Source organism: Sinorhizobium numidicum (assembly GCF_029892045.1).
Taxonomy (GTDB): Bacteria; Pseudomonadota; Alphaproteobacteria; order Rhizobiales; family Rhizobiaceae; genus Sinorhizobium; species Sinorhizobium numidicum.
In genome coordinates, this window is sequence record NZ_CP120368.1 from 741,118 (window position 1) to 757,599 (window position 16,482).

At 61.0% G+C, this 16,482-nt stretch carries 14 protein-coding genes; 7 read left to right on the forward strand and 7 right to left on the reverse strand.

Features of this window, described 5'->3' with window-relative positions:
- Positions 1-147 precede the first annotated feature (147 nt).
- Positions 148-354 carry a hypothetical protein gene (locus PYH37_RS14625; RefSeq protein ID WP_280735651.1) on the reverse strand — a complete coding sequence of 69 codons (207 nt, stop codon included), beginning with the start codon at positions 352-354 and terminating at the stop codon, positions 148-150.
- 87 nt (positions 355-441) lie between these two features.
- On the opposite strand from PYH37_RS14625, the gene PYH37_RS14630 reads away from it, so the two are divergent.
- Positions 442-1,317: a LysR family transcriptional regulator gene (locus PYH37_RS14630; protein WP_280735652.1), complete on the forward strand. Its 876-nt coding sequence runs from the start codon at positions 442-444 to the stop codon at positions 1,315-1,317.
- A gap of 294 nt (positions 1,318-1,611) precedes the next feature.
- Here the strand turns inward: PYH37_RS14630 and PYH37_RS14635 are convergent, their stop codons facing one another.
- Positions 1,612-1,851: an SMc00767 family acetate metabolism repressor gene (locus PYH37_RS14635; RefSeq protein ID WP_280735653.1), complete on the reverse strand. Its 240-nt coding sequence runs from the start codon at positions 1,849-1,851 to the stop codon at positions 1,612-1,614.
- An 88-nt stretch (positions 1,852-1,939) separates the two neighbouring features.
- Entirely contained in the window at positions 1,940-3,229 is a 1,290-nt protein-coding gene (aceA, locus tag PYH37_RS14640) for an isocitrate lyase (protein WP_280735654.1), read from the reverse strand.
- A 228-nt stretch (positions 3,230-3,457) separates the two neighbouring features.
- On the opposite strand from aceA, the gene PYH37_RS14645 reads away from it, so the two are divergent.
- Positions 3,458-4,867, forward strand: coding sequence for a helix-turn-helix domain-containing protein (locus tag PYH37_RS14645; RefSeq protein ID WP_280735655.1), 1,410 nt, complete (start codon positions 3,458-3,460; stop codon positions 4,865-4,867).
- Here PYH37_RS14645 and PYH37_RS14650 read toward each other — a convergent pair.
- Positions 4,861-5,814 carry a fatty acid desaturase family protein gene (locus PYH37_RS14650; protein ID WP_280735656.1) on the reverse strand — a complete coding sequence of 318 codons (954 nt, stop codon included), beginning with the start codon at positions 5,812-5,814 and terminating at the stop codon, positions 4,861-4,863. The genes PYH37_RS14645 and PYH37_RS14650 overlap by 7 nt on opposite strands.
- Positions 5,815-5,871: 57 nt before the next feature.
- The gene (locus PYH37_RS14655; RefSeq protein WP_280735657.1) at positions 5,872-6,009 is read right to left on the reverse strand and encodes a hypothetical protein; all 138 of its coding nucleotides are present in this window, start codon (positions 6,007-6,009) and stop codon (positions 5,872-5,874) included.
- Positions 6,010-6,159: 150 nt separating this feature from the next.
- On the opposite strand from PYH37_RS14655, the gene PYH37_RS14660 reads away from it, so the two are divergent.
- The 4 genes from PYH37_RS14660 to PYH37_RS14675 all read left to right on the forward strand — a co-directional run bounded on the left by PYH37_RS14660 (position 6,160) and on the right by PYH37_RS14675 (position 10,305).
- Positions 6,160-7,254: a polyamine ABC transporter substrate-binding protein gene (locus tag PYH37_RS14660; protein ID WP_280735658.1), complete on the forward strand. Its 1,095-nt coding sequence runs from the start codon at positions 6,160-6,162 to the stop codon at positions 7,252-7,254.
- A 168-nt stretch (positions 7,255-7,422) separates the two neighbouring features.
- Positions 7,423-8,565: an ABC transporter ATP-binding protein gene (locus PYH37_RS14665; protein WP_280736048.1), complete on the forward strand. Its 1,143-nt coding sequence runs from the start codon at positions 7,423-7,425 to the stop codon at positions 8,563-8,565.
- Between the two features lie 4 nt (positions 8,566-8,569).
- Complete coding sequence (locus PYH37_RS14670; protein ID WP_280735659.1) at positions 8,570-9,481, forward strand: ABC transporter permease subunit; 912 nt, start codon at positions 8,570-8,572, stop codon at positions 9,479-9,481.
- 2 nt (positions 9,482-9,483) lie between these two features.
- A complete protein-coding gene (locus tag PYH37_RS14675; RefSeq protein ID WP_280735660.1) occupies positions 9,484-10,305 on the forward strand; it encodes an ABC transporter permease subunit in 822 nt (273 codons plus the stop codon).
- Between the two features lie 91 nt (positions 10,306-10,396).
- Here PYH37_RS14675 and PYH37_RS14680 read toward each other — a convergent pair whose 3' ends face one another.
- Positions 10,397-12,214 (reverse strand): AsmA family protein, encoded by a 1,818-nt coding sequence (locus tag PYH37_RS14680; protein ID WP_280735661.1) that lies wholly within the window; start codon positions 12,212-12,214, stop codon positions 10,397-10,399.
- 173 nt (positions 12,215-12,387) lie between these two features.
- Here PYH37_RS14680 and PYH37_RS14685 point away from each other — a divergent pair, with 173 nt between their 5' ends.
- Positions 12,388-14,340, forward strand: coding sequence for an acetoacetate--CoA ligase (locus PYH37_RS14685; RefSeq protein ID WP_280735662.1), 1,953 nt, complete (start codon positions 12,388-12,390; stop codon positions 14,338-14,340).
- 441 nt (positions 14,341-14,781) lie between these two features.
- Here PYH37_RS14685 and PYH37_RS14690 read toward each other — a convergent pair whose 3' ends face one another.
- Positions 14,782-16,461, reverse strand: coding sequence for an ABC transporter permease (locus tag PYH37_RS14690; RefSeq protein ID WP_280735663.1), 1,680 nt, complete (start codon positions 16,459-16,461; stop codon positions 14,782-14,784).
- Positions 16,462-16,482 lie beyond the last annotated feature (21 nt).

Here is a 16,482-nt window from a genome sequence, read left to right on the forward strand (position 1 = left end):
TGCAAGCAAGATGGAGCGCCGCGCATCCCACTGCATGTTTCCTTAAATCGGAGCCGATTTAAGGATAAAAACATGCAGCAATTCAAAGTGCTACAGCGACCTTTGTGCGTCTGAAAAGACGCACGGCGCTGTAGATGCGCGGCGCATTCATTTGATGCCACCTTCGCAGGAAGCGGTCCGAGTGCTTTCATAATCCCTGCACGTCTCCACCGGTCGCCGCTTGCGGATGACCGTGGACAGCAATCGTGTCGCGAGCCGCTCGGTCCGGCTTGGCGGGCGAGGTTCGAACGCCTCATCCCACGGGCGGTTCTTCGAAAGCAGGTCGAACATATAGGCCATTGCCATCATATCCATGGTGATGCTCCTTGTGTTTGGGCATCCCCTTTTTATGCATCTGAAACTGGTTTACATACAGTTGATTTCCCCATATGTTTTTCACTCATGAAAAACGTTGACTGGGACGTATTCCGCTGTTTCATGACCGTGGCGCGCGGCGGCGGGCTGACCGGAGCAGCACAGATTATGGGGCTCAGCCCTGCCACCATCGGCCGGCGCATGCTGGAACTCGAGGAGCACACCGGGCGCGCACTCTTCATCCGCAGCCAGACCGGATACACGTTGACCGCGGACGGCCGGTTCCTCTTCGAGCAGTTGCAGGAGATGGAGGCGGCCGCCCGCAAGGTCGAGAGTTGGCAGAAGGAGGGCGAGGGGGCTACCGTCGTCCGCGTTGCGGCTGGCACGTGGGGTTCGTGGCTGATCGCCGAGAACTTTCCCGCGATCTGCACGGAGCGCGACACATTCGGCATTTCGCTGTCGATCGGTGAGGCGCGGGCGAACCTGGCCTACCGCGAGAGCGACGTCGGTATCCGCGCCTTCGAACCGGAAGAGGCTTACCTCGCTTCGCGGCTGATCGGCGAAGTCGCCTATGCCGCCTATCGGCAGAAGAACACGTCCAGCGGAACGGAGCGCTGGGTAGCCGTTGCCGAAGAGGAAGCATTGTCGGCCTATCTGCGCTGGCCGCACGAGCATGCGTCTGGCCGCATCGTTGCGACCGTCAGCCGCCCCCGTTCGCTGCTTGATCTCGCGCGCGCCGGCGCCGGCAAGGCGGTGCTGCCCTGTTTCGTCGGCGATCTTGATCCGCAGCTCGAGCGGGCGGGCGACGAAATCGAGCCGCTCAGGCACCGGCAATGGATCGTCATGAACAATGAGGACCGCCACCGGCGGGACATCCGCACCGTCGTCGATCGCATGACGCGTCTGCTGCGCAGCCATGCGGATCTCTTTGCCGGCAAGCGGCCGCGGCGGAACTCTGCTTGATCCGATAAATACTTTTCGGCCGACGTTGCCGCCGGCCGATATGGCATGATCGCCGGTTAGGCCGTCAGTTCAGGCTCGGCCCACGCGGACGGCCTAGTGGGATGGAGCGAGCCTCCAGCCTCCTACTGCATGATTCCTTAAAATCGGAGCCGATAAGGACAAAACCATGCAGCAGTTCAAAGTGTTACGATGTCCTTTGCGCGTCTGAAAAGACGCACGGCGCTGTAACGCGCATTTCCTGCCAGCTTACGGAGCAGAGCAGGAGCGCGGCCGCAGCCGATGCGAGCGCAATCATCACGTCCGTCCCTGGGTGACGATGACCGGGATCAAGAGATCGCCCCAGTTGCCGTCACCGCCGTGATGGCGCGCCGAGCGCACGAGCTCGACCGAGACGCCCGCGTCGACCGCCTTCATGACCGACTGATTGAGGCGATGCAGGTCGTTGGCGACCATACGGATGGCTGCCTGCTGTTCCGTTGTCATGGCCGATGACTGTTCCTCGGCCCGTTCCTTGACGCGTGTCTGTACTGTCATTGGACTGCTCCCTTAAAGTTGTGTCGCTTCGGTTCGAGCTTCCCGCCAGGCGCGCGACGGGCAGGGATTGCCGCGCGCCCCTCTTTTTTCATTCGGCCGCCGGAAGGAACTGGTCGTGCTCGGTCGATTCCTTCATGGCGGTCGTCGATGACTGCCCGCCGGTGATCGCCACCGACACCGCGTCGAAATAGCCGGTGCCGACTTCGCGCTGGTGCTTGGTCGCGGTGTAGCCGTTTGCCTCGGCGGCGAATTCCGCTTCCTGCAGCTCCGAATAGGCGGCCATCTGCCGTTCCTTGTAGCCGCGCGCCAGTTCGAACATGCCGTAGTTCAGCTGATGGAAGCCGGCGAGCGTGATGAACTGGAACTTGTAGCCCATCGCGCCGAGCTCGCGCTGGAACTTGGCGATCGTCGCGTCGTCCAGGTTCTTCTTCCAGTTGAACGAGGGCGAGCAATTATAGGCGAGCAGCTTGCCGGGATGGGCCTTGTGCACGCCTTCGGCGAATTTGCGCGCCTGCTCCAGATCAGGCTTCGAGGTTTCGCACCAGATGAGGTCGCAATGCGGCGCGTAGGCGATGGCGCGGGCGATGCAGGGCTCGATCCCGTTTTTCACCTGGTAGAAGCCTTCGACCGTGCGGCCGGCGTCGTAGTCGACAAAGGGCCGGTCGCGCTCGTCGATATCCGAGGTCAGAAGCTTAGCCGCTTCCGCGTCGGTACGGGCGATGACCAGCGTCGGCGTGCCCATGACGTCGGCCGCAAGCCGCGCGGCATCGAGATTGCGGATATGCGCCGCGGTCGGGATCAACACCTTGCCGCCGAGATGACCGCATTTCTTTTCCGACGCAAGCTGGTCCTCGTAGTGGACGCCCGCCGCACCCGCCTCGATGAAGGCCTTCATGATCTCGAAGGCGTTGAGCGGCCCGCCGAAGCCGGCCTCGGCATCGGCGACGATCGGTGCGAACCAGGTCTCGACCGAGAGGCCCTTGCCTTCCGCGGTCTCGATCTGGTCTGCGCGCTGCAGGGTGCGGTTGATCCGCTTCGCCAGCTCCGGCGCCGCATTGGCCGGATAGAGCGACTGATCCGGATACATGGCGGAAGCCGTATTGGCGTCGGCGGCGACCTGCCAGCCGGAGAGATAGATCGCCTTCAGGCCGGCGCGAACCATCTGCATCGCCTGGTTGCCCGAGAGCGCACCGAGCGCGTTGACGAAGTCTTCCTCATGAATGAGTTTCCAGAGGCGGTTGGCGCCCATTTCGGCAAGGGAATAACGGATTTCGATCGAACCTCTGAGCCGCTTCACATCGTCGGCGGAATAGGGACGTTCGACGCCTTCGAAGCGGCCGGGTGGCGCGGTGAGGACGAGCTTGTAAAAATCAGTCATTATTTTTTCCTCGCGAAATTCATAATTCTTCGACCTTCGTCTAACGCCGTTTCAGGCGATAAGATCATGTGACAGTTTTTACATTGCGCTGCATAAGGACGCTATGAAAAAGGGTGGAGCGCCAGGATCAAAAAGGGTTAGCTTGTCTTGTGTTTGACAAGGCGGATCTGTAATTTTGTAAAAGTTGTTAAACAGGTTCGGATCGTTGATCTGTAAAGGAAGTTACAAATGGCCGAGAACAAGATTTTCGCCGGGCCACGGGTCAGGAGAATCCGCAATGGCCTTCAACTGACGCAAACGGCGATGGCGGAGGCGCTCGGTATCTCGCCGTCCTATCTGAACCTGATCGAGCGCAATCAGCGGCCGCTCACGGTGCAGCTGCTTCTCAAGCTCTCCTCGGTCTACAAGGTCGACCTGGATGAATTGCAGGGCAAGGCGGGTGGCGGGCTCGGGCAATTGCGCGAGGTCTTTGCCGATCCGCTGTTGGCCGGCGAGCTTCCGGGAGATCAGGAACTGATCGAAGTTGCCGAAGCGGCGCCGAACGTCTCAGGCGGCATCGTCAAACTCTATCGAGCCTATCGCGAACAGGCGTCGCGCCTGAAGGACCTCGCGGATCTTTTGGCGGGCCAAGGGCACATGGCGGCGCTTTCGGATGCGCGATTGCCGATCGACGAAGTGCGCGAGGCGTTCGAGGCGCGGCCCAATCATTTCGCGCGCATCGAGGAGGCGATGGAGGCGTTCCACGCACATCTCTCGCCCGGTGACGATCTGGCCGGAGCCCTCAAGAGTTGGCTGAAAAAGGAGCATGGCCTTGTCGTCAGGACCCTGCCGGTGCACGCAATGCCGAACCTGCGCCGCCGCTTCGATCGCCACTCCATGCGCCTCTTCATTTCCGAGCGCCTGTCGCCTTTCGATCAGACACGGGAAATCGCGATGGAAGTGGCGTCGATCGCCGGTCACGAGGCAATCGCCGCTGAACTGGAACACTTCCGCTTCTCGACTGCCGAAGCGCGACGGATCGGCCGTTTCGAACTTGCGCGCTACGCCGCCCATGCGCTGCTGATGCCCTATGCAGCCTTCCATGCGGCCGCACAGCGCGCAAAATACGATGTCGATGTGTTGAGTGCGCGTTTCCAGGTGTCCTTCGAGCAGGCCGCCAATCGCCTGACGATGTTGCAGCGTCCCCGTGCCGTCGGTATCCCATTTTTCCTGATGGAAATCGACAATGCCGGCCATCGATTGCGTCGCGCCGGAGCGCAAGGCTTCCCGCATACCCGTTTCGGCGGCTCCTGTCCCAAGCTCAACATTCATGCCGCCTTCGCGGTCCCTGGACAGATCCTCGTCGACCACGTGGAAATGCCGGACGGCAGCGAGTTCCTGGTGATCGCGCGGGCGCTCGACGGGCCGCAGGCGGGTTTTCAGGAGCGGGTGAGACGCACGGCGCTTCTCATCGGCTGCGAGGCCGGTTTCGCTGGGGACACTGTTTATGGTGCAGCGCGGATGGCGGCAGTCCCCGTTGGCCCGGCCTGTCGCCTTTGTGAGCGGCAGGGCTGCCTGGCGCGCGCTGAGCCGCCCGTCACCCGTCCGCTTGGGCTCGATGAAATGGTGACGGGGCTGAGCGTCTTCGATTTTCAGTAGCTGGCGGGATGCTGGCTTGGCAGCAGCGGCGCGTTCGACGCGAAGCATTCCGCGGGAAGCCCGGTCGTATAACCGCGCGTGATATGCGCTTTTGCCGCATAAGCTTCGTTTCGCATCAGGATCGCGTGCAGTTCCGGCAGATTGTAGTAAGGCACGCCGGGATAGAGGTGATGCTCCAGGTGGTAATTGATGTTGTGGGGCGCGAAGAACAGCTTCTCCCAGGCATGCGGATAGACGGTTCGCGAACTGGTCAGTTCGTCGCTGTAGTCCATGCTGCCGAAATGCTCGGCGACGCTACGGACATAGAGAAAGAGGCAGAAGAAAGTGAAATACGGCACGAGCCAATAGATCACGAACTCGCGCCAGATGCCAAGAATGGTGAAAACCACGGTGGCACCGAGATAGAAACCGAGCCGAAGAGCCTTGTAGCCGCGCGTGGAACGGTCGCTTTTCCCGATCCGCCTGGCCATGTGCATGAGGTCGCGAATCGAATTGATTGCGACGAGGTAGCCGAGCAGTTGGGTGATACCGCGCGCCAGCTTCTGCGGGAAAGTGAATTGCGCCATGCCGACTTTCGACGTCCAGTCCGGATCGTGGTCGGTGTTGGCGTGCTGGTGGTGGGCGAGATGGTTCTGCCGGTAGCCGTCGACCGTTCCGAGGATAGGCCAGGCCAGCAGAACGTCACCCATCCAGTCGCTGACTTTGCGATCGCGAATGATGCGGTAGTGGGCGGCTTCGTGGACAAGACAGCCGAGCGCGTGCATTCGACCGGCGATCAAGGTGACGGCGATCACATAGACGATGGGATGGCCGGCATATTCGCTGGCGGCGATCGCCGCCGCGATAATCGCCCAATCCGAGGCGATTGCAGTTAGTGATTTTCGCGGTTCCAGCACGGAGAGGCGTTTCAGTTCCCTCGGATCGATCCTGCGGTCTCGCTTACTCATGACTTGGGGCCTGGACGCTGATGCACAACCGTCGGTAAAGAAGCATCTCCGGTAGGGTTAATCAATGGTAAACGCGCGCTTGGCCTGGGATGTTGCTGCCATGGTTAACGCCGGCACATGCTTCAGATCGAGACAGGCGCGCTGTTGATCCGCGGCGGTAAGTGCCCGTTTTTGCTTGCGCTTGCCAAAGCGCATCCGATCCGGGATCGTATCTTCGTCCGGCGTGAAAGCGCTTGAGCTTATTGCGAAACATGCCTAACTTCGGCACCGGAACGATCGACAGACGGGGCTCGACCGCGCGGGAACAGGCGGCTTGTCTCCAACCGACAATAAGAGGGGAGTTGCATGTCCAAACTCATCGTCGCAACCTTGGCGGCCGCAGTGCTGGCGGGATCGGCCACGCTCGCCTACGCACAGGAGCGGGTCGTCAATGTCTACAACTGGTCTGACTATATCGACAGCAGCATTCTTGAAGACTTCACCAAGGAGACCGGCATCAAGGTCGTCTATGACGTCTTCGATTCCAATGAAATTCTCGAAACGAAACTGCTTGCCGGCAGCTCCGGCTACGATGTCGTCGTCCCAACCGCATATTTCCTGCAGCGCCAGATCGCCGCGGGCGTGTTCCAGAAGCTCGACAAGTCGAAGCTGCCGAATCTCTCGAACATGTGGGACGTGATCATGGAGCGTACGGCCCAGTACGATCCGGGCAACGAATATGCCGTCGACTACATGTGGGGGACGACCGGCATCGGCTACAATGTCGAAAAGATGAAGGAAATTCTCGGCACCGACGAGAAGCCGAACTGGGACGTCATCTTCAATCCTGAGATCGCGGCGAAATTCAAGGATTGCGGCATCCATCTCCTCGATTCGCCGACCGACATTATTCCTTCTGCGCTTGCCTATCTGGGGCTCAACCCCGACAGCCATGATCAGGCTGATCTCGACAAGGCCGCAGAGGTGCTCACGAAGATAAGGTCCTATGTGCGCAAGTTCCACTCGTCGGAATACATCAATGCGCTGGCAAACGGCGACATCTGCCTCGCGGTCGGTTTCTCGGGTGACATCTTCCAGGCGCGCGACCGCGCGGCAGAAGCCAAGGCGGGTGTAACCGTCGACTATTCGATCCCGGTACAAGGGGCGCAGATGTGGTTTGACATGCTGGCGATCCCCGCCGATGCGCCGCATGTTGCCGAAGCGCATGAGTTCATCAACTACCTGATGAAACCCGAAGTCATCGCCAAGGCGTCGAACTACGTGTTCTACGCCAACGGCAACAAGGCCTCCCAGCAGTTCCTGGACAAGGAGGTGCTCGAAGACACGGCCATCTACCCGTCGGACGAGGTGATGCAGAAGCTCTTCACGGTTACGCCATTCGAGCCCAAGGAGCAGCGGGTGCTAACCCGGCTCTGGACCAAGATCGTCACCGGTCAATAGAGCGGAAACATAAATGCCCGGACCTGAAAAATCCGGGCATTTTCTTAGAGTGGATGAGGAACGAGAGCTGCTGCCGCGGGGAGCGGGCGCTGCCCCAATCCGCTCTTGAAATACAACGGGCACCGGACAGGCAGTGACCCCGTTGGCTGTGGCATTCGGGGATAGATGATGAAGTCTCTCGGTAGTATCCGGCGTTCGTTCGCACCATGGGCGGACCCCGCCTCCAAACCGTTCATTTCCGTCAAAAACGTGACCAAGAAGTTTGGTGACTTCACCGCCGTCGACGATCTTTCGCTGAATATCTATACGCGCGAATTCTTCGCCCTCCTCGGCGCATCGGGTTGTGGAAAATCTACCCTGTTGCGCATGCTCGCCGGCTTCGAGCAGCCGACCTCTGGGGAAATCATCCTCGACGGCCAGAGTCTCGCGGGCATTCCGCCCTACCGGCGGCCCGTCAACATGATGTTCCAATCCTACGCGCTGTTTCCGCACATGACGGTTGAGAACAACATCGCCTTCGGTCTGAAGCAGGACGGCATGCCGAAGGCGGATATCGCCGGGCGCGTGGCGCAGATGCTGAAGCTCGTCAAGCTCGAGAAGTTCGCCAAGCGCAAGCCGCACCAGCTTTCCGGCGGTCAGCGCCAGCGCGTGGCACTCGCCCGCTCGCTCGCCAAGCGCCCGAAGGTCCTGCTGCTCGACGAACCGCTCGGCGCGCTCGACAAGAAGCTGCGCGAGGAAACGCAGTTCGAACTGATGGATCTGCAGCAGGAGCTCGGCCTCACCTTCGTCGTCGTCACCCACGATCAGGAAGAGGCGATGACCATGGCCGACCGCATCGCCGTCATGAGCCACGGCAAGGTTGTTCAAGTGGCGACGCCGGCCGAAATCTACGAGGCCCCGAATTCGCGCTTCGTTGCCGACTTCATCGGCGATGTGAACATATTCGACGGGACCGTGGCTTCGGTCGAGGCGGGCTATGTCCGTGTGGAAACCACCGGCGGGATGCCGATCCGCATGGCTTCGTCGGAGCGGTTAGCGAACGGCGCCAGGGCCGCCGTCGCCGTTCGGCCCGAAAAGATCAGGATCAGCCGGCAGGCACCCGCGCACGCGCCGACAAACGCGGCCGAGGGGGAAATCTGGGACATCGGCTATCTCGGCGACATGACCGTCTTCCACGTCCGGCTGAAGGACGGCAAGGTCATCAAGGCATCGTCGCTCAACGCCGTGCGCGCGATCGAGGATCCGTTCGGCTATGACCAGCAGGTCTGGATCTCGTTCGGCGAAGACGCGGGCGTCGTGTTGAAGGATTGAAACCATGGCGAAACTTGCCTCAGCCCTGTTCAGCCGCCTGGTCATCATCATTCCTTATGCCTGGCTACTGTTCTTTTTTCTCATTCCGTTTTTCATCGTCTTCCGCATCTCGCTCTCGCAGACGGCGATCGCCATGCCACCCTACACGCCCGTCTTCGACCTTGCCGGCGGCGTCTCGGGCGTTCTCGAGAAGATCAGGGAGCTGTCGATCGACAACTATGTTTGGCTTACAGAGGACGCTCTCTATTTCAACGCCTATGTGTCGAGCATCATTATCGCCGGCGTTTCGGCGTTCCTGACGCTTCTGATCGGCTACCCGATCGCCTACGGGATGGCGAAGGCGCCGCGCTCGATCCGGCCGACGCTGCTGATGCTGGTGATCTTGCCTTTCTGGACGAGCTTCCTGATCCGTGTCTATGCCTGGATCGCTATCTTGAAACCGGAAGGCTTGCTCAATCAGTTCCTGATGTCCGTTCATGTCACCGGTCAGCCGCTGATCATCCTCAACACCAACTCGGCGATCTACATCGGCATCGTCTATTCCTATCTCCCCTTCATGGTGCTGCCGATCTACTCGGCACTTGAAAAGATGGATCACTCGCTGACCGAGGCAGCGCAGGACCTCGGCTGCACGCCGAGCACGGCGTTCTGGCGCGTCACATTCCCGCTGTCGCTGCCAGGCGTCGTGGCGGGCTGCCTGCTCGTCTTCATTCCGGCCGTCGGCGAATTCGTGATCCCCGATCTGCTCGGTGGCTCGGAAACACTGATGATCGGCAAGACGCTCTGGAACGAATTCAATTCCAACCGCGACTGGCCGGTCTCCTCCGCCGTGGCGACGATCCTTTTGCTGATCCTCGTCATCCCGATCGTCTACTTCCAGAATATCCAGGCGAAGGCCGACGGCGAGGAGAAATAGAAATGGAAAGATGGTCGCGCTTCAACATTGCCTCCGTCGTTCTCGGCTTCGGCTTCCTCTACCTGCCGATCGTCCTGCTGGTGATCTTTTCGTTCAACGAGTCGAAACTCGTGACGGTTTGGGCCGGTTTCTCTACCAAGTGGTACGCCCAGCTCTGGCACAATCAGGGGCTCCTGGACGCCGCCTGGGTGACCATTCGGGTAGCGTTCCTCTCGGCCACTTCCGCGACGGTGCTCGGAACGTTGGCGGCACTCGCGCTAGTGCGCTACACGCGTTTTCGCGGCCGAGTGCTTTTTTCCGGCATGGTCTACGCGCCGCTGGTGATGCCAGAGGTGATCACCGGCCTTTCGCTACTCTTGCTCTTCGTGGCCATCGGGCTCGACCGCGGCTTCTGGACGATCACGCTTGCGCATATCACTTTCACGATGTGTTTCGTCGCGGTCGTCGTGCAGTCGCGCCTCTTGAGCTTCGATCAGTCGATCGAGGAGGCGGCGCTGGACCTTGGTGCGACGCCGGTAAGAACCTTTTTTGCCATCACCCTGCCGGTGATAGCGCCGGCCGTCTTTTCAGGCTGGGTGCTTGCCTTCACGCTTTCGCTCGATGACCTGGTGATCTCAAGCTTTACCACCGGCCCGGGCGCCACGACCCTACCGATGAAGATCTACAGCCAGGTTCGTCTCGGCGTGACGCCGGAAATCAACGCCATCTGCACGATCCTGATCGGTGTCGTCGCCTTGGGTGTGATCATCGCTTCGATCGTGACGAAGCGGCGGGAGGTCCAGCGCGAGAGGGATGAACGGGCGGCCTTTGCCGCAATAGGTTGACGGCATTTTCAGCCGCACAAAGGTCGCTGTAGCACTTCGAATTGCTGCTGCTTCCTTGAATCGGTGCCGATTTAAGGAAGCATGCAGCATCTCATTTCGGCAGAACGGAGAGCGGAGAGATCACAGCGTTCGGCCAGGAGCCGCCGACGAAAAAGCGCAATGGCTCGCTCGCGGTTCCTGCGGTTTCCAGCGCTCCGGCGAGTGCCAGGCTGCCGTTGCGATAGGGAATGATCCCGGTCACCGACATTTTGCTGGAGGATCCGGCAAAATCCGCCCGGTCCAGCCGAGCCGTGCCGGCTTGGAAGCTTGCTTCGAACTCGGCAGTCTGGAAGTCGAAAGTGCCCTCACTTGCTTGCGACAGCGAGAAGAACTCGCCTTTCCGGACGAGATCGGTAAACGCGTTGACATCGAATCCGGCAAGGCTGCCATTTGTCAGCGAGTAAGTAAGACGGCCCGAAACATCCGCCAGGCTCGTCGCCCAGAAAGCATGGTCCGTCGCGATATCGATGTTGAGAATTCCCCTGCCGCCGGGGACCGGGCCCTTGAGACCGAAACCGTCGAGCACGGCGGCGAAATCGGCATCTTTCAGGCTCATCTGCAGCCTGCCGCCATGCTCGAGGCCTTTGTCCGAGAGAACGGCGCGGCCGCTGAGGCTGCCGTTCGCATAGGTGCTGTCGCCGATATCGAGCGACGCGCGGCTGCCGTCGATCATCACGCCGGCGGCAACGTCCGTCAGATGCAACGGGCCGACAAGCACCTCTTGAGACGAGAGGCGAAGATCGGCGCGCCAGGCGCCGGCAAGGGCTTGCGCCATCCGCCAAACGCGATCGTCGCCGTCGGTCCGCTCCAGCGTCGGCGGGCGTAGGCCGTTGAGATCGATGCGGTCGAAGGCGAGCGTCCCTTCGATGCGCGGCGTTTGACCGGCCGGAAGCGCAATATCCAGCACTCCGGTGGCGCCGGCGCCGCCCATCGCAAGCTGCAGTTCCTCGAGCTTGAGCGCCTTCTCAGCGGTGGTCACCTTGGCGTCGATGCTGAAGGCACCTGCTGGGAGCGTCGTTTCCGAGCCGCCGCGGTACCATGCGACGAGCGTTGCAAGCGAGGGCGCGGACATCTGCAAATGGCCGGAGGCGAAGGGCTGCATCGAAAGATTGCCAGTACCTTCGAACGAAAAGGTCAGGAGACTAGAGGTCAGCGATGTTTTGAGCGGCGAGTTGCGCCTGGCAAAAAGAGCCAGCGGTTCCTCACACACGAATGCCCAGGCGATTTCTTCCCCGCCGACGTTCGCCGACACCTGCGCACTCAACCGTCCTGCGAAGGAAGGCCACTTGACCGTGCCGGAAATACCGGGAATGTCGACGCTGTTATCACCGGCCATTCGATCGATGACGCGAAGTCGGCCGTTCTCGATCGCGATGTCGCCGAATGGGCTATCCTCTTCCGGGATCGCCGTTTCCGGTGGAACGAGCCAGTGCGGCCTTTGCCAGTTGATCGTACCGTCGGCTGCCCGCTCGATCGTGATGACCGGATTGACGAAGCGAATGTCGTCGAGCGTATGTTCGCCGCGAAGAGCCGAAAGCAAGCTGAACGAGGCGGTGATGCGGCCAATGCTCGCAAGCTCACGCGAGTCTGGCCCTTGCGATTCGATGGTCGCGGAGGGGAGCGTCAGCATGGGCTCCGGCCAGAACCGGATTTCGGGCTCTCCGCTGATCCTGCTCTTGCCGCCCGACCAGGCGTCGAGCATCCGCTCCATCGTCGCGCGGGCGCCGGTCGTCGAAACGAGCAAGGGCAGCGCCACATTGTAGCCGATAGCGAGACCCACTCCGATCGCCGCCGACCAGACGAAGTAGCGGCGGCGCAGCCGCGACCGCAGGCTGGAAGCGCGCAATTTCTGCAGGATCTGTCTTGTCATTTCGATCGGATTGCCGTCGCCTTGGATGAAGCTCGTCTGGATAGGCCTTCAGCTTGCATAAAGCAAATCCGGCTGACATGGAAATGTCGCCGTCGCAACGCCGGGGCCGTGCGCATGCTGTTTATTTTGCGTTGCAGCATGATATAGATCATGGGAGAGGAGTGGAGGACAGCATGCAAGCAGATAGACCTTTGTGGGTTCCGGACAGCGAGACGCTCGAACGAAGCCCGATGGCGCAATTCATGGCGTGGTGCGGGCAACGCTTCGGTCGGACATTTGCCGACTATGACGCCTTTCACGAGTGGTCGGTGTCAGAGCGTGGCGATTTCTGGACTGCGGTCTGGGAGCATTGCGGCGTCGTGGGCGAGCGAGGCGAGCGAGCCCTGATCAATGGCGGTCGGATGCTGGATGCGCGCTTCTTCCCGGACGCAAAGCTCAACTTCGCCGAAAACCTGCTGCGCAAGAGCGGCAACGGCGATGCGCTGGTCTTTCGCGGCGAGGACAAGGCGTCCTACCGGCTTTCCTGGAACGAGCTACGCGCGCTGGTCTCGCGGCTGCAACAAGCGATGAAGGCGCAGGGCGTCGGCGTCGGGGACCGTGTTGCGGCAATGATGCCGAACATGCCGGAGACCATCGCCCTGATGCTCGCCACCGCTTCCATAGGCGCCGTCTGGTCGTCCTGCTCTCCTGATTTCGGCGAGCAGGGCGTTCTCGACCGCTTCGGCCAGATCGGCCCGAAGCTGTTCATCGCCTGCGACGGCTATTGGTACAACGGTAAGCGGCAGGACGTGGATGCCAAGGTGGGCGCGGTTGCCAAAGTTCTTGGCGTGCCGACGCTCGTCGTTCCTTATGCCGGAGACAGCGGCTCTCTCGCCGCCACGGTCGAAGGCGGCGTGACGCTTGCCGATTTCATTGCCGGCTTCGAAGCGAAGCCGCTTAAATTTGAGCGGCTGCCATTCAGGCATCCGCTCTACATCCTGTTTTCCTCCGGCACGACCGGCGTGCCGAAATGCATCGTGCATTCCGCCGGCGGAACCTTGCTGCAGCACCTGAAGGAGCACCGCTTCCACTGCGGCCTCAAGGACGGCGAGAAGCTCTTCTACTTTACCACCTGCGGCTGGATGATGTGGAACTGGCTGGCGTCCGGCCTGGCGACGGGAGCAACGCTCTGCCTCTTCGACGGCTCGCCTTTCCATCCCGACGGCAATGTTCTCTTCGATTTTGCTGCGGACGAGAAATTCGCGGTCTTCGGCACTTCGGCGAAATACATCGACGCGGTGCGCAAGGGCGGTTTCACCCCGGCACAAACCCACGACCTTTCCGCCCTGCGGCTGCTGACCTCGACCGGTTCGCCGCTTTCGCCGGAGGGCTTTTCCTTCGTTTACGGGGGCATCAAATCGGATGTCCAGCTTGCCTCGATCTCCGGCGGCACCGACATCGTCTCCTGCTTCGTGCTCGGGAACCCGATGAGGCCGGTGTGGCGCGGCGAAATCCAGGGGCCGGGGCTCGGCCTGGCTGTGGATGTCTGGAATGACGAAGGCAAATCCGTCCGCGGCGAGAAAGGCGAACTCGTCTGCACCAAGGCGTTTCCGTCGATGCCGGTCATGTTCTGGAACGACCCTGACGGCGCCAAGTATCGGGCAGCCTACTTCGAACGCTTCGATAACGTCTGGTGCCACGGCGACTTTGCCGAATGGACGCCGCATGGCGGCATCATCATCCATGGCCGCTCGGACGCGACGCTCAATCCGGGCGGCGTGCGGATCGGCACGGCCGAGATCTACAATCAGGTCGAGCAGATGCAAGAGGTCGCCGAGGCGCTCTGCATCGGCCAGGATTGGGAAGGGGACGTTCGCGTCATCCTGTTCGTGCGCCTGGCGCCCGGCGTGGAACTGACCGATGGACTGACCAAAGCCATCAAGAATCGCATTCGCAGCGGCGCCTCGCCGCGCCATGTGCCGGCAAAAATCATCGCCGTCGCGGATATTCCGCGCACCAAGTCCGGCAAGATCGTCGAGCTTGCCGTTCGCGATGTCGTGCATGGGCGCCCGGTGAAGAACAAGGAAGCGCTGGCGAACCCCGAGGCGCTGGATCTCTTTGTGGGACTTGAGGAGTTGAAGAGCTGAAAGAGGGAGACGCGAGAACTCCTACAGCGTCGTGCGTCTTTTCGGACGCACAAAGGTCGCTGTAGCACTTTGAATCGCTGCATGTTTTTTTCCTTAAATCGGCTTCGATTTAAGGAAACATGCAGTAGTCCCTCCGATGTCCGCGAGCTCACGTTAACCCACTGGCGCCGCCGGAATTAACCAAGTCTGCCGACTTCCGGCACATCCCCTAAGATTGTCGGAGAAAAAAGTAAGGTCTTGTTTACGTTTAGCGGCGCATGGTCAAGCCAACTTGAGGCCGACCGATCAAGGGCCGGTGCCGCAGCAGCGATGTTGCCGCAGACATGACGTCACCTTCTCGAGCATTTGTTGGTTAGCATTCAATTCAAGGGTGGCCTCCCAGCCGCCCTCTTTTTTTGTCCATAACGGCCCAGGCAGTCCCCAGCCGCCCGGAAGATGGTTTTACGATCGGCGTTCCATCGACCGCGATACCAGAATGACCGGAATCATCCCGGCGACAACGATGATCATCGCGGCGACCGATGCATCTTCCACCTTCGCGCGCGAGGCGTCCTCGTACACGAGCGTTGCGAGAGTATTGAAGTTGAAGGGGCGCAACATGATGGTCGCGGAAAGCTCCTTCATCGTCTCGATGAAGACGAGGAGCGCCGCCGTCAGCACCGCAGGCCGCATCATTGGTAGGAGCACCGTCCGCAATGTCTGGCCGCTCGTGCGGCCGAGCGCGCGCGCGGCCATATCGAGATGCGGTGACAGCTTATGGAAGCCCGCCTCGAGCGTGCCCTCCGCCATGGTCAGGAAGCGAACGCTGCAGGCATAGACGATCGCAAAACCCGTTCCGCTCATCAGCAGCCCGGTGGAAAACCCGAATGCGCCCCGCATTTGTGCGTCGATCGCATTGTCGAAAGCGGCGAGCGGAAAGAGTACGCCGATCGCCAGCACCGTGCCCGGCACCCCATAGCCAAAGGAGGCAAGCCGGCCGGCGACGTCAGTGATACGCGAACGGCCGGTTCGGGCGGCATAGGCGAGGACGAAGCCCAGGAGGACGGTTACGAGCGCTGTCAGGCCGGAGACCAGAATGCTGTGCAACAGGGCGTTCAGGAGGCGCGGTGCCAGAAACTGGTCGAGGCGCTTCAGCGCGTAATTGCCGAGGATGAAGAAGGGGATGGCAAAGCCCGACAACATCGGCAGCAGGCAGGCAATGGTCGCGCCCCACTTCTTCCAGCCGGAGAGCTTCAGTCTCACGACGTCGTGGACGGCGGCGGTTGTCTTCTGGCTTGAAAAGCGCTGCCTGCGCCGCGCCGCGCGCTCGATCATCATGAGGGCGATGACGAAGACCAGCATGATGCAGGCGATCTGCGCCGCCCCGGCGAGACTGCCGCGGTTGAGCCAGGTATCGAAAATCGAGAAAGTCAGGGTCTGGACGCCGAGGAATTCGACGGCGCCGATGTCGTTCATGGTTTCCATGGCGACGAGCGTGAGGCCGATCATGATCGCCGGTCGCGCCATCGGGATCTGGATGCGAAAGAAAACCTTGAGCGGCCCCGCACCGAGCGTTCGCGCCACGTCTGCCGCCGCGCGCCCCTGCATCAGGAACATCGAACGACAGGCGAGATAGACATAGGGGTAGAGGACCGAACTCAGCACGAGTACGGCGCCGCCGAGCGAACGCACGTCCGGGAACCAATAGTCGCGGCTTGTCTGAAATCCAAAGATCGCTCGAACAAGCCCTTGAACCGGACCGGTGAAGGTGAGCAGCTCGCCGAATGCATAGGCGGCGAGATAGGCGGGTATCGCAAGCGGCAGCACAAGCGCGGCGGAGAGGAAGCGGCGCAGCGGAAATTCGCAGCTCGCCACCAGCCAGGCGGTGAGAATACCGGTGAAGGCGGTCGCCGCTCCCGTCAACAGCACGAGCTGGATCGTTCGCCCGGTCGCTCGCGGGATCACGTTCTCGATGAGATGCGGCCAGTCGGCGCTGCCGCCTGAAATCGCAAGCCAGGCGATCGCCACGATCGGCATCAGGACGATGGCCGAAGCAAGACCTGCCCAGGTCGCAAGCAGCGGGTGCGACAGGCCCGTCCCTGAACTCGCATATCGTCGGAGGCTTTTGGGCTTAGATTGCAATCGATCTGTTCCGAGGCGAAG